Source organism: Streptomyces sp. NPDC031497 (genome assembly GCF_055580905.1).
In genome coordinates this window covers 119,496-132,947 of the sequence record NZ_JBVIKO010000014.1, presented here as the reverse complement: position 1 = coordinate 132,947, position 13,452 = coordinate 119,496, and the positions used below count along the sequence as shown (strand labels likewise).

Below are 13,452 nucleotides of genomic sequence, written 5' to 3'. Positions count from 1 at the left end.
CACGAAGCGCCTCGCCATTCCGCTCCGGGCACGAGGATCGTCCGGGTCACCGCCGGGCCCGGCGCCGTACGGACGCGTCCGGGTCGCGCTGCCGGTCGAGCACGTCGTCGGCCGGGCAGCGCCCGCGGCGGACGTAGCGGTCGGCGTAGGCGGCGACGGCGTCCATGACCCCGGTGCCCGCGCCCAGCCGGGGCAGGGCGTCCAGTGCCGCGGCGAAACAGGTCACGGCGGCGCGCTTCAGCTCCGGGTCGGCGAGCCCGTGGCGCGCCGCGTCGGTCCACAGCGGATTGTGCGGCGCCGGGGCCCCGGCGGCCCGCCCGGCCAGGGGCTCCACCGCCCGGTTCGCGATCACCGCGGCGCCGGGGTCGTCGAACAGGGCCGTGACCACGGCGAGCGGCACGATCCACCCGTCGTCGCCGGACTGTGCGTCGATCATGCGCAGTTCCAGGTGCCCACGTGGCCTGACGGGCGGAAACAGTGTGCTGATGTGATAGTCGAGGTCCGCGTGGGTCGGCGGGCGCATGCTGTGCGAGCGGGTCCACTCGCGGAAGCTCACTCCGTCCGGCACCTCCCAGGGACCGTCCCGCCGAACGCACATCACCGGTGCGTCGAGGACCCGCCGGACCCAGGCGCGCCGCGGGTCGGGGACCAGGGAGGGGCCGCCGGCCCGCCCCGGATCGAGTTCCGCCCACATCAGCTGCCGCGTGGACAGCCAGCCCGTGGCGCGGCCCTCGGCCATGGGCGAGTTCGCGAACGCCGCGACCAGGACCGCGCCCAGGTGGTGCGCCAGCCACCAGCGGCGCGCGAATCCCATGACGCCGGGTTCCTCCCGTCCGGCGTCGAGGCACACCTGGACGGAGGCCGAGGTACACATCAGGGTTCGCCCCGCTGGACCCGTACGGTCGAGGCAGGCCTCCATGGCGTCGTAGCGCCGCTCCCGCAGGAACCGGCGAGGCGGCAGCCAGGGATCGACGCCCATCCCGGCCAGTGACAGGCCGTGCTCGCGCAGCGCGGTGCGCACGGCCGCCAGATCCGCGGAGACCTCCGAGACACACCGGGCCAGCGACGGGGCCGGCCGGGAGCTCAGCTCCACCTGGCCGCCGGGCTCGACGCTCAGCCCGGACGTCAGCGGGAGGGTCCGCAGTACGGCGTGGGCCGCCTCCAGGTCTTCCCGGCCCACGGTGTCGTGCGGCGCACGCTCCCGGTGGACGAGCCATTCCACCTCGACCCCGACGCTGCGCGGCGGGCCCGTCTTGAAGCAGACTCCCTCGACCAGCGCCTCCGCCTCGTGTTCGGTGACAGCAGGACCGTCAACGCCGCACTCCGGTGAAACCGACATCCGCGAGCCTCCTGAGCCGCCTCAGGGCCGTCGGGGATCCGACGTCCGCTACGCGTACCGCTGTGCCTGCTGCCAGAGTCCGCCGTCCTGCCCTGTCATGACAAGAGCGCACTTTCCAGACGACTGGGCGCGCGGCAACCCGCGACGGGCGACTCGGCAGGTCCCGGGCGGCTCTCAGCCCGAGAAGACGGCACGGCCGCCAGGAGCCCGGTCGTGGGCCCGCGATCCGTCACACCACGCTCACCGGATGCCGTACCACCGCGTCGAACAGGTAGCCCTGGGTGTTGGGCACGGCGACGTCCGGCTGCGTACGGCCGGCCGTGTCCGTGGCACGGGCCAGCAGGTGGGTGGCGCCGGGTTCCTCGGGCTGCCAGCCGAGGGACCAGCGGGTCCAGGTGCCGGCCCGGGGCCGGTCGTGCAGGTGGGCATGGCGCCAGTTCGCCCCGCCGTCGGTGCTGACGTCGACCCGGGCGACGGCGCCCGCGCCCGACCACGACCGGCCGTGCAGCACGTGTCTGCGACCCGCCGTGAACGTGGCCCCGCTCGCCAGTTCGAAGGCGCTCTTCGTGGCCTGCCGGGTGAGCGGTGCGCTGCCGCCCTCCGGGTAGGAGGGGCCGAACAGCCGGTAGAAGGTGGTGTTCCAGGGCGAGTAGAGCGGCTGCGCGGACACCTCGATGTCGCCGACCCACTTGATCGACGCGATCCCCACCCAGGAGGGCACCAGCACCCGCACCGGGTACCCGTGATCGTACGGAAGCCGCTCGCCGTTCATCTCGTACGCGAGCAGTACGTCGTCCAGCGCCTTGGCCAGCGGCAGCGGACGGCGCACCCGGCCCAGGCTCTCGCCGCCGCTGACGTACTCGGCGTCCAGGCCGCGCGGCTGCACGTCCACGGCGTGGGGGGACAGACCCGCCCTGCGCAGCACCTCGGCGAGGCGCACCCCGCGCCAGCGCGCCACCCCGATCGCTCCCAGGGTCCACGCGGTGCCGGTGACCGTCTCGCCCTGCTGTGTCGTGTAGTAGGAGCGGCCGTTGCCGGCGCATTCGACGAAGGCGGTCCGGGTGACGGCCGGCAGGGCGCGCAGGTCGTCGTACCCGAACTCCACCGGCCGGTCCTCGCCGGGGCTGCCGCGCAGCCCGCTGCCCCACAGTCGCAGCCGCCAGTCGCCGGCCTCCAGGACGGGGGTGGCGGTGTGGTTGCGGACGAAGAACAGCTCGTTGGGGGTGTGGTGGCCGGTTCCGCGCAGCGCCTCCCAGCGGGTCTCGGCGTTGGTACCGCGCTCGACGAACCACTCGGGCGGCAGCGGCTTGACGATTCCGGCGACGGCGGCGCGGGCGGGCCGGGTGCCGCCGAGTGCGGTCCCGGCGGCGGTGGCGGCGAGCAGGGTGAGCAGCCGGCGGCGGGTGACCCCGTCGGCCCTGGCCTCACCGGCGAGCCACTGGCGCAGCCTGCCGTCGTCGTAGTCGGTTTCGTGGCGATGACCGGCGGGGGTGGAACGGGGCATGGCGGATCCTCGTCATGAGAGGGCGAAGGAGCACGGCTGGGGTCGGTGCGAGCCAGGACAGGGCCATCGGCCGGGCCGGCCGTGGTTCGGTCGGGGAACAGCTCTCCCCTTGCGGAAACGGGGGCTTCTCCTGGCGGGATGATGCGCGCAGGCGTGACTGTTGCACGAAGAACAGGACATGCAGCGGGAGGGAGCCGACATGACCGTTCAGGACGTCGACCGGGTGAGCTTCGTACAGGAGTGGGAGGAGTGGCACCGGCAGAAGGAGGCGGTGCTGGCCGGCCCGCACGGGTTCCTCGCGATCACTGGCCTCCACTGGCTCAGCGACGAGCCCACCCGGTTCGAGGACGCGCCCGGTGCCTGGTCGAGCACCGCCGACGGTGTGGTCGTCGAGTTGGACGAGGGCGAGGAGGTGGCCGTCGACGAGCAGGTCGTGCGCGGCCGCCACGACTTCGGCGTCCTCGCCGAACGCGCCAGTGTGTACGTCGGCTGGGGCGACGCGGTGATCGAGGTCGCCAAGCGCGGCGGACACGACATCGTGCGCCCCCGCCACCCCGGCAACGCGCTGCGTACGGCGTTCACCGGGACGCCTGCCTACGAGCCCGACGAGCGCTGGGTACTCTCCGGCCGCTTCCTGCCCTTCGATACCCCGCGCCCGGTGACCGTCGGTGCCGCCGTCGAGGGTCTGGAGCATGTCTACGACTCCCCCGGCCAGGTCGAGTTCGAACTGGAGGGCACGGCGCACCGGCTCACCGCGTTCAACGGCCGGACGCCCGGAGCCCTGATGGTGCTGTTCACCGACAAGACCTCCGGTGTGACCACGTACGCGGCGAACCGCTCCCTCCAGATCCCCGCCCCCGACGCCGAGGGCAGGGTGACGATCGACTTCAACCGCGCCGCCAACCTGCCCTGCGCCTACACGGACCTGGCCACCTGCCCGCTCCCGCCGACCGAGAACCGGCTGCCGGTCGCGATCGACACGGGCGAGAAGATCCCGCTGGAGCGCGGCGGACAACCCTGACCGGCCGCCCCGGCCCGTGGCCGTCTCCCGTCAGGTGCGCTGTTGGTCCGTGAGCGCCTTGGTGAAGTGGGTGACGGGGCGGGCCACCCGTTCGCCGTCCAGGGTGATGTCGACCGCCTCGTTGTAGAAGGCGAGCAGCCCCCGGACGGCGCCGACCGCGGGCAGCGGGTCCGGGTAGCTCCAGACGACGTTGGGCGGGACGTCGGCCTCGCCGCGCCACGACCAGTACTCGGCGGTGCCCTTGTAGGGGCAGCCGGTGTGATGGTCGGTGGCTTCGAGCAGGTCGAGGCGGACGTCCTCGCGCGGGACGTAGTAGCGGGTGGGCAGGCCGGTCTCGAAGAGCAGGACCGGCCGGCGGGTGTCCGCGACAACCGTGCCGTCGATCTCGACCACGAGGTGACGGCTGCTGGGGATGGCGTCCACCCGCTTGTGCGGGTCACGAGGATGGATGAAGATCTCTTCCTCCTCCTCGTACCAGTGGTCCAGGCCCCGCCCCACGCGCCGGAACCACTCGAAGGCGATGTGGCCGGCCAGGTCGGCGGCCGGGAAGGTCCAGGCGGCGTTCTCCAGCAGCTCCCCGTCGATGTCCAGGTCGTAGAAGATCCGCGAGCCGGTGTGCGTGCCGGACGGCGGGTTCTTCGCGGGGCGGAGCAGCTCCTCGCGTACCTCCGCGCGGGGGAACGCGTACAGCGGTACGGGAACCCCCGGCTCCCAGACGAGGACGGGGTGGTGGCTGTCGACGACCGTGACGTCACCCTTGCGGCCGCGCACCCAGCGCTCGCTCGGCTCCCACAGGAGCCCCTCGGGGGTGGCCCGCACGGCCCGCGCGGTGGGGAATGTGGTCATGACCGGCTCTCCTTCGGCTTGCTCACGCGGTGACTTCGGCGACGTACGGGCGGTTCTCCCGCCAGGCCGCGAGCTGCTCGGGGCGGCCGAAGACCCGCAGGTACTCCTCGACGTTGCCACTGGCACGCTCCCACACCGAGACGGGTTCGAAGTCGGAGCCGTCCGGGTCGGCGAAGGCCGGCAGCGGTGCCACCACCGTGTCCAGGCTCGGATGGACGAAGACCGCGGAGGAGCGGCGCGTCACCGAGCCGCCGGCCACCACGCGGTGCCGTCCGGGGCGCAGCCTGCCCTCCGTCCAGTTGGTCAGCAGGGTGCCGGTGAACACCTGGAGGGCGTCGGGCCGGATCGGTACGGAGGTCCAGGTGCCGTCGGGACGCTGGCCCTGCAGGCCCGCGTAGTCACCCTCCTGGTGGAGCACGGTGAGCGCGGAGCTGTCGGCGTGTTCCAGGAGGAGCAGCTTCTCCTCGTCGGACACGCCCTCGTACGGCCACTTCGGGTAGTTGTTGACAACCAGCGTGGTGTAGACGTCGTCGCCGAGCGGGAAGGCCTCCGCCGGCACGTCCAGCACGCGCGCGTACAGGCCGAGGACGCGGCGGGCGACGTCCACGAACGCGTCCTGGTAGCGCTGGGCCGCGGCGCGCAGGCCGGGCTCCTGCGGCGGCCACACGTTGGCGTGGGCGTAGAGGGTGGCCTGCTCCGGGGTGAGCCCGGCGGCCACGGCCGCGTCCGAGTCGTCGTACTGGCCGATGTTGAACCGTTCGAGTTCGAGGCGGCCGAAGTCGTCGGGCCACTGCCGCCAGCCACGGTTGGGGTGCCCGGTCGGGCTGGCCAGCTTCTCCTTCTCGTCGCGGGGCAGGTCGAGGACGCGGCGGAAACCGTCGTTGAACCCGGCGATCACCTCGGTGGGGACCCCGTGGTTGACCACCTGGATGATGCCGATGGTCTCGGCGGCGCGGCGCACGGTGGCCAGCAGGTCCTCGGGGGCGTCCTCGGCGAGGGCGGCGGCGAGGTCGATGACGGGAATGTCGTCCGACATGGCGGGGGCTCCTTCGTAGTGGGTTCAGTGAGTCAGGGGGCGCAGGACGTCCGCGAGGGCCCGCGGCTCGGCATGCGCGGTGACGATGTCGCCGTCGGGTACCTGGGTGCGGAACCGGTCGAGGGACACGGTGTCCAGCGGGCCGCCCTCGGTGCGGACGAGCAACGGGGCGGGTACGGCGGCGAGTTGCTCCCAGAGGGTCTCGTCGCCGAGGGCGGTGGGCGCGTCGGCGGGGAGGCCGCCGAGGTGGTGGCGCCAGGACCAGGTGCCGTCCGCGGCCTGCTCGGTCTCCCGTTCGGCCGTGCGGGCGGCGTCGGTGGCACCGCGCTCTGCCAGCCAGGCCGCCGCCTCGTCGCGGGTGGCGAACTCGGGGCTGGGCGTGGGCCACAGCCGCAGACCCGGAGAGAGCGTGCCGGGCAGCGCGTCGACGAGGACGAGGCGTCCGACGCTGTGCAGGAACTTCGCCTTCAGGGCGATCGCGGCCAGCGCGCCGAACCCGGCTCCTACGACGGGCACGCCTCCCGGGGCGAAGGACCGGGCGGCCTCCTCCAGGGTGGCGGCCAGCCGCCGGGGGCGGTAGTCGCCCCGGCCTCGCCTGCTGGAGCGGCCGTGGCCGGGCAGGTCCAGGGCGACTGCGGGCCGGTCCAGGGCCAGCAGGACGTCGTCCCAGGCACGGGCGCTGGCACCGGCGTCGTGGAGCAGGACGACGGTGGGCTTCTGCGGGTGCCAGAAGACGCCGCCGACGTGGCCGCCGGTGGCGACGGTCACCCAACGGCGTTGGATGACAGGAGCGTTGGGCAGGTCGGCGAACTCCTCGGCGCCGGCGCCGGTGCTGGTGCCGGTGCCGGTGCTGGGGCTGGTGCCGGTGCTGGGGCTGGTGCTGGGGCTGGTGCCGGTGCCGGTGCTGGTGCCGGTGCTGGGGCTGGTGCTGGGGCTGGTGCCGGTGCCGGTGCTGGTGCCGGTGCTGGTGGTCATGAGAGCTCCCAGGGCGGAGAGAGGGTCAGAGCGGGTCGGCCACGCTGAACGCGGCGGTGGCGGGGATCCCGGCCGGCAGGTCGGACGGGTCGAGGTGGCAGCGCACGACATGGCCCGCGCCCAGGTCGCGTGACGGGGGCGGTACGTCCTCGCACAGCCCGGCGATCCGGCGGGTGCAGCGGTCGGCGAAGCGACAGCCGCCCGGACGTACCGGGGCGCTGTCGGGTGCTTCCGGCCGGCTCGTCACCACCGGGCGCGCCGCGGCCTCGACCAGCAGGGCCGTGTACGGATGCGAGGGACCGCCCAGCACATCGGCGGCGGGCCCCTCCTCGACGATCACGCCGCGGTACATGACGGCGATCCGGTCGGCGAGATACCCGACGACCGCGAGATCGTGCGAGATGAACAGGTACGACGTCCCCGTGCGGTCCCGCTGGTCGGCCAGCACCTCCAGCACCGCCGCCTGCACACTGACGTCCAGCGCGGACACGGGTTCGTCGCAGATCACCAGGTCGGGGCGGCCCGCGAAGCTGCGGGCGATCGACACGCGCTGTTTCTGCCCGCCGGACAGCCGGGCCGGGCGGCGGTCGAGGAGATCGGCGTCGATGCGGGCGCGGTCGAGGAGAGCGTCGAGGGATGTGCCCGAGGCGTCTCCGAGGGTGGCGAGCGCTCGCCTCAGGACCGTGCGCACGGTGTGGCTGGGGTTGAGGGAGGCGTCCGGGTTCTGGAAGACCATCTGGATGCGCGGCCGCAGGCGGGCGTCGCGCCGGGCGAGGCGTGCGGGCAGTGGTTCGCCGCGCAGCCGCAGGGTTCCCGCACCGTCGGGTGCGAGCCCCGCGAGGGCCCGGGCGAGGGTGGTCTTGCCGCTGCCCGACTCCCCCACCAGTCCGAGGACTTCGCCCTCACGGATATCCAGGTCGACGTGGTCGACCGCGACGGTGTGCCCGAACTTCCGTACCAGACCACGCACTTCGACGAGGTCGGCAGCCGTCCCTCCCGGCGGTTCACGGCCCGCCGCGGTACCGACGTCCACCGAGGCCTCCCCCGGGTGCAGACAGCGCACCGCCCGGCCGGGCACGGCCTCCGTGTCCAGCTCGGGTTCGGCTGCCCGGCAGGCGTCCTCGGCCAGCGCGCAGCGTGGTGCGAAGGCGCAGCCGGCCGTGGTCTCGCCCGGCAGCGGCAGCCGACCGGGCAGGGGCAGCAGCGGGCGCTCCCGCCGCGTGACACCGAGGACCGGGACGGCCGCCAGCAGGCCCGCCGTGTAGGGGTGGGCGGGGGCGGCCAGGACCTCGCCCACCGGCCCGGACTCGACCAGACGCCCCGCGTACAGCACGCCCACGCGATCGCACATGCGGCCGATCAGACCGAGGTCGTGGCTGACGAAGACCACCGCGGCATCGAGCCGACCACGCAACTCCGCGAGCAGACCCAGTACTTCGTGCTCGACGGAGGCGTCGAGCCCCGTGGTCGGCTCGTCGAGGATCAGCAGCCGCGGCTCTACGGCGAGGGCGGCGGCGATCACGACGCGCTGCTGCTGGCCGCCGGACAACTGGTGCGGGTAGCGGTGCGCGAGCCGCTCCGGGTCGGGCAGCCGTACCGTGCGCAGGAGTTCGACGGCGCGTTCGGCACTCGCACGCCGTGACAGACCACGGCCGCGCAGCACTTCGGCCAGCTGCCTGCCGATCCGCATCGTCGGATCCAGGGATCCCGCCGCGTCCTGGTGCACGAAGGCGAGCCGGGAGGCCCGCCAGTCCCGCAACCGCCGTCCGCCCAGGGCCAGTACGTCGGTGCCGTCCAGCCGCACGCCGCCGCCGAGCACACGCCCGCCCGGTGCGAAGTGGCGGCCCAGCGCGTACGCCAGGGTCGACTTGCCGCAGCCCGACTCGCCGACCAGGCCGAAGATCTCGCCGGGGGCGACGGTGAACGACACGTCGTACAGGACCTGGGCGGAGTCGTACGCGACACTCAACCCCGTCACGACGAGACCCTGTTCGGCTGTGCTCAACCCCGCGCCGAGGGGCCGCTGTTCGCTCCTGCTCATTCGGCAGCACCTCCCGCGGCCCGCCGTGAGGTGTCGGCGACCAGGGCCACCCCGACCACCAGGGAGACGATGGCCAGGGCGGGCGCGAGGACCGTCCATGGCGCGTTGTTCAGCCACACCCGGTTGTCGGCGACGGACGCGCCCCACTCCGGTGAGCCGGGTGGCTGGCCGAGGCCGAGGAAGGAGAGGGTCGCGGCGGCGAACACCGCGTCGCCGAGCCGTGAGGTCGCCTCGACGTACACCGTGGAGCGGACGTTGGGCAGGATCTCGCGGCCGAGCAGTGACCACAGGGGCTCGCCGCGCAGCCGCGCCGCCTCGACGTACGGCTTGCCCCGCTCCACGAGCGTCGCCGCCCGTACGCTGCGTGCGACCAGTGTGGTCAGGGCGGTCGCGACGACGAACACGAGCACCGGCGTCGAGCGGCCCAGGAAGGCCACGAACAGGACGGCGGCGATGATGGCCGGAAAGACCACGACGGCGTCGACGATCCGCATCACCACGTCGTCCAGCCAGCCGCCCACCCCGCCCGTGACCAGCCCGATCACGGTCCCGGCGAGGACGGCCAGCGCGGTCGCGGCCGGCGCCACCTCCAGCACGGGGCGCGCCCCGGCGAGGGCGCGGGAGAACACGTCGCGGCCGAACTGGTCGGTGCCCAGCCAGTGTGCGGCACTCGGCGACAGGAACCGGTCCTGCGGGCGCTGCACGTCGGGCGCGTACGGCACCAGGTGCGGCCAGAACAGGGCCACCACCGTCCACAGCACGATCACGGCGGCTCCCACGGCGGAGGCGACGGGCGGCCGGCCCAGCCGTCGCAGTCGTCCCAACGGCCTCAGGGCGATCGACACGGTGCTCATGCCGCACCCCCGAGCCGTATCCGCGGATCCAGCAACCGGTGGACGAGGTCGGCGAGCAGCACGACCAGCATGTAGAGGGCGCCCAGCACCAGGGCGGACGCCTGAAGTGTCGGCAGGTCCTTGTCCTGTGCCGACTGCAACAACAGGGCTCCGGCTCCGGGGTAGTTGAAGAGCAGTTCGACCACGACGATGCCGCCGAGCATGTATTGGAGCTGCACTCCGAGGGCGCTGGTGGCCGGTACCGTGGCGTTGCGCAGGACATGCCGCAGGACGATCCGTGCCGGGCCGGCGCCGCGCAGCCGGGCCGCGCGGACGTAGGGCCCCTCGACGACGGTGACGGTGCTGGCGCGCACATGCCGGGCCACATAGCCGGTGCACACCAGCACCAGCGAGACGGCCGGCAACAGCAGGTGCCACAGGGTCTGTCCCAGGCCGTCGGCGCCGGGCTGGGTCTGGGCGGACGCGGGCAGCCAGCGCAACTGCACGGAGAACACCACCAGCAGGACCACCCCGGTGACGAACTCCGGTGTGGCGCCCAGGGCGAGGGTCGTGGAGGTGATCGCCCGGTCCAGCACTCGTCCGTGGTACAGCCCCGCGATCAGGCCGAGGGTGAGCGCGACCGGCACCAGCAGCACGAACGCGAACACCGCCAGGAACAGCGAGTGCCCGAGCCGCTCCAGGAGCAGCGCGCGTACGGGCACGTGCAGTGTGTACGACGTCCCCCAGTCGCCGGTGACGAAGTGCCCGAGCCAGCTGCCGTACTGCACGACGAGCGGCCGGTCCAGGCCGAGTTCGTGGTTGAGGGCGTGCACCGAGCTGTCCGTGGCCTCCCGGCCCAGGACGGTGCGGGCCACGTCGCCGGGCAGCACCTGGGTGGCGAGGAAGACCAGGAGGGAGACCGCCAGCAGGGTCAGTGGGACGGCGGCGAGTCGGCGGAGCAGAAACCTGGTCATGGTTCAGACCCTGGAGACGGTGGTGAAGTCGACGTACTGGCTTGGGTGGGCCTGCACGCCGCGGAACTTGCCGCTGTTGTAGGCGCGGGCCGCGCCGCTCCAGTAGGCGATGACGATCGGCACGTCCTCGTGCAGGGCCCCGGCGATGATGTCCGCCTGCTTGCGGCGCTCGGCGTCGCTGGTGGCGGCGTCGTAGGCCTCGGCGGCCGCGTCGAGGGCCTTGTTGGCGTACTTGGAACCGTTCCAGACGCCGTTGCTCTTCACCATGGGGATGATGAACTGGCTGGGCACGGCTCTGCCCGCCCAGCCGACCAGGTTGGCGGTGGTGAACAGCCACGGCGTGTCCTTGGCCTGGTCGCCGCCGTAGAACTCCTTCGAGGAGCGCTGGTCGAGGTCGACGGTGATGCCGACCTCCTTCAGCTGGCTCTGGACGGTGACCGCGAAGTCCTTGCTGGGCGGGTCGAAGGTCAGGGTGAAGCGCAGGCTCTCCAGCCCGGCCGCCCTGAGGAGTTCGGTGACCTTGGCCTTGTCCTTGGCGCGCTGCGCGATGTCGGTGGGGGCGGCCGGGAACAGCGGTGCGAACAGGTGGTCGTTGCCCAGGTCGCCGAGTCCACTGCCGGCGGCCTGGCGCACGGCGGGCCGGTCGAGGGCGTAGGCAACGGCCTGGCGGACCTCCTTCCGGTCGAAGGGCACCTTGTCGACGCGGAGGGTGAGCACGGTGACGCCGGTGCCTCTGACCTTGTCGACGGCGACGCCCCCGCTGTTCCCCAGGGGCTCGACGAGCGCGGGCCTGCTGAGGAACTGGGCGTCGATGTCACCGGACTGGAGGGCGACGAGATCGGCCTGGTCGTCGGCGTAGAACTTGACGTCCACGCCGTCGAGGTAGGGCTTGGGGCTGTCCCAGTACTTCGGGTTCCGGACGAGGGTGGCGCCCGTCGACACGTCGTACGACGTGAGGGTGAAGGGGCCCGTGCCGATGCCTTGCTCGGTGAAGTCCCCGCTGTAGTCCTGTTTCAGGATCACCGCGTTGTAGTTGCCTGCCGAGACCAGGTACGGGAAGTCGGAGAAGGGCCGTTCGAGGGTGAAGACCACGGCCGAATCGCCGCGGGTGGTCACGCCGCCCGGTTTGAGGACGGTGTCGAAGGCGGACAGGGCCGCCGACTTGCTCTTCGGGTCGAGGAGCCGGTCGAAGGACGCCTTCACGGTGGCGGCGTCGAGCTGTGTGCCGTCGGAGAAGGTGACGTCCTCGCGCAGAGTGAAGGTCCACTTGCGGCCGGTCGCGTCCGAGGTCCACCTGGTGGCCAGCCGGGGCACCAGCTTGAAGTCCTTGTCGAGCCAGATCAGGTATTCGGCAACCAGCTGGAAAAGGGCGATCGCGGTGCCGTCGTACGCCGTGACCGGGTCGAGGGCGGTGGGCGGCGGCGGGGCGCCCACGCGCAAGGTGCCACCGCGCTTGGCCGGGCCGGTGGCCGTAGCCGCCGTACCGGCCGCCGCGTCGTCCTCGGCGCTCGGCGCGCAGGCCGCGAGCAGGGCGGCCAGGGCGCCGCCGCCGGTCAGGGCGAGGAAGCCGCGGCGGGTGCGGACGGCGGGCAGGACGTCCTGCCAGTGCTGGGGCAGCGGGTCGGCATCGGATGCAGGCATGGGTTCTCCAGGGAATGACCGGCGGCACGGGACAACCTGGGGGAGCTGTACGCGGGCGTGTGCGGTGCAGGCAGAAAGGCGAAAGGTGAAAGGTGAAGAGAGGTGCAAGGGAAGAGGCGTGGGGCCGAGGGCCGTCAGAAGGCCGGCGCGGTGCGCTCGGTCGGATACCTCAGCGCTGCGGACAGGCGCACGCGCCGACGCGCAGCAGATCCACGTGGATCCTCCGGGTCAGCGGCGTGTTCGCGGTCACCCCTCATTGATAACAGCGCAGTTCGGCGGCAGACAATGCGGGATCTGTTTCAGAATCGAGAAACTCCGCCGCAAAACTGCGCCCGTACACTTCCGGCATGACCGACTCCCGCCGCGCGCTTCCGCGCCCCGCCGACGGCTGTCGCCGCCACGGTTCCGACGACCACCGGCCGTCTCCGAGGCACGACACGGGAGTTGCTCGCGATGCAGTCACCGGCGCACATCCGGCCCGCAGGGCTTTCGGGCGGCGCGCCTGACACCGGTCACCCGTCGATCGACGAGCTGCTGGTCCGCGCCCGTACCCGTCTGACGCGGCTGGCCCCGGCGGCCGCCGCCCGTGAACTCGCCGACGGCGCGCTGCTGGTGGACGTCCGCGCGGACATGGTGCGGCGCGCCGAGGGCGAGATCCCCGGTTCCCTGGTCATGGACCGGAACGTGCTGGAGTGGCGGCTGGACCCCTGCAGCGCCTGGCGCATCGAGGAGGCCGTCGACCACTCCCTGCGCGCGATCATCATGTGCTCGCAGGGTTACATGTCGAGCATGGCCGCCGCCGGGTTGCACGACCTCGGGCTGGTGCGGGCCACCGACATCGTCGGCGGCTACGAGGCCTGGCGTACCGCGGGCCTGCCGGTGGTGCCCGGCGGCACGCTGCCCGGGTCCTACGTGGCGGCCGCCCCGTCTCCGATCAGCCTGGACCCGGGCGGGCAGCGCATGCTGGTGGACGGTGCTCCCGTCGCTCTGACCCCGTTGGAGTTCCGGCTGCTGACCGCTCTGCTGCGCGGCAACGGCCGGGTCATCACCCGGGAGGACCTGCGCTCGGGGCTGGGCGAATGGGCGGGCAGCCGCAGCCGCTCAGTCGACCTGCACATCCACCGCATCCGCCGCAAACTGGGCCCACGTGCCGCGGCTCTGCTGACGACGGAACGAGGCGTCGGCTTCCGCCTACGCGCGACACCGGCACCGGCCGAGAGCGGCTGACGGGGCCGTGTCTCC

At 72.8% G+C, this 13,452-nt stretch carries 12 protein-coding genes; 2 read left to right on the top strand and 10 right to left on the bottom strand.

Going from position 1 to position 13,452, the window contains the following annotated elements:
- Positions 1-46: 46 nt before the first annotated feature.
- Both egtA and ACZ5K7_RS27350 read right to left on the bottom strand, forming a co-directional pair.
- A complete protein-coding gene (egtA, locus tag ACZ5K7_RS27355; RefSeq protein WP_468917142.1) occupies positions 47-1,339 on the bottom strand; it encodes an ergothioneine biosynthesis glutamate--cysteine ligase EgtA in 1,293 nt (430 codons plus the stop codon).
- A gap of 229 nt (positions 1,340-1,568) precedes the next feature.
- Positions 1,569-2,843: a sulfite oxidase gene (locus ACZ5K7_RS27350; RefSeq protein ID WP_351696479.1), complete on the bottom strand. Its 1,275-nt coding sequence runs from the start codon at positions 2,841-2,843 to the stop codon at positions 1,569-1,571.
- 199 nt (positions 2,844-3,042) lie between these two features.
- Between ACZ5K7_RS27350 and ACZ5K7_RS27345 the strand changes: the two genes are divergently transcribed.
- Entirely contained in the window at positions 3,043-3,864 is an 822-nt protein-coding gene (locus ACZ5K7_RS27345) for a DUF1684 domain-containing protein (protein WP_468917138.1), read from the top strand.
- 30 nt (positions 3,865-3,894) lie between these two features.
- On the opposite strand, the gene ACZ5K7_RS27340 is transcribed toward ACZ5K7_RS27345, so the two are convergent.
- The 8 genes from ACZ5K7_RS27340 to ACZ5K7_RS27305 form a co-directional block, all read right to left on the bottom strand.
- Positions 3,895-4,710 (bottom strand): DUF427 domain-containing protein, encoded by an 816-nt coding sequence (locus ACZ5K7_RS27340; RefSeq protein WP_468917135.1) that lies wholly within the window; start codon positions 4,708-4,710, stop codon positions 3,895-3,897.
- Between the two features lie 22 nt (positions 4,711-4,732).
- Positions 4,733-5,746, bottom strand: a complete 1,014-nt coding sequence (locus ACZ5K7_RS27335; RefSeq protein WP_468917132.1) for a 2-oxoglutarate and iron-dependent oxygenase domain-containing protein — start codon at positions 5,744-5,746, stop codon at positions 4,733-4,735.
- 24 nt (positions 5,747-5,770) lie between these two features.
- Positions 5,771-6,721, bottom strand: coding sequence for an alpha/beta fold hydrolase (locus tag ACZ5K7_RS27330; protein WP_468917129.1), 951 nt, complete (start codon positions 6,719-6,721; stop codon positions 5,771-5,773).
- 25 nt (positions 6,722-6,746) lie between these two features.
- A complete protein-coding gene (locus ACZ5K7_RS27325) occupies positions 6,747-8,762 on the bottom strand; it encodes a dipeptide ABC transporter ATP-binding protein (RefSeq protein WP_468917126.1) in 2,016 nt (671 codons plus the stop codon).
- Positions 8,759-9,616, bottom strand: a complete 858-nt coding sequence (locus ACZ5K7_RS27320; RefSeq protein ID WP_468917123.1) for an ABC transporter permease — start codon at positions 9,614-9,616, stop codon at positions 8,759-8,761. The genes ACZ5K7_RS27325 and ACZ5K7_RS27320 overlap by 4 nt, the downstream gene beginning before the upstream one ends.
- Positions 9,613-10,569 (bottom strand): ABC transporter permease, encoded by a 957-nt coding sequence (locus ACZ5K7_RS27315; protein WP_351696496.1) that lies wholly within the window; start codon positions 10,567-10,569, stop codon positions 9,613-9,615. Before ACZ5K7_RS27315 ends, ACZ5K7_RS27320 begins: the two co-directional genes overlap by 4 nt.
- Positions 10,570-10,572: 3 nt before the next feature.
- The gene (locus ACZ5K7_RS27310; RefSeq protein WP_468917119.1) at positions 10,573-12,210 is read right to left on the bottom strand and encodes an ABC transporter substrate-binding protein; all 1,638 of its coding nucleotides are present in this window, start codon (positions 12,208-12,210) and stop codon (positions 10,573-10,575) included.
- A gap of 169 nt (positions 12,211-12,379) precedes the next feature.
- Entirely contained in the window at positions 12,380-12,460 is an 81-nt protein-coding gene (locus ACZ5K7_RS27305; RefSeq protein WP_351697228.1) for a putative leader peptide, read from the bottom strand.
- 203 nt (positions 12,461-12,663) lie between these two features.
- Here ACZ5K7_RS27305 and ACZ5K7_RS27300 point away from each other — a divergent pair, with 203 nt between their 5' ends.
- Positions 12,664-13,437 (top strand): winged helix-turn-helix domain-containing protein, encoded by a 774-nt coding sequence (locus tag ACZ5K7_RS27300; RefSeq protein WP_468917117.1) that lies wholly within the window; start codon positions 12,664-12,666, stop codon positions 13,435-13,437.
- Positions 13,438-13,452: the final 15 nt, after the last annotated feature.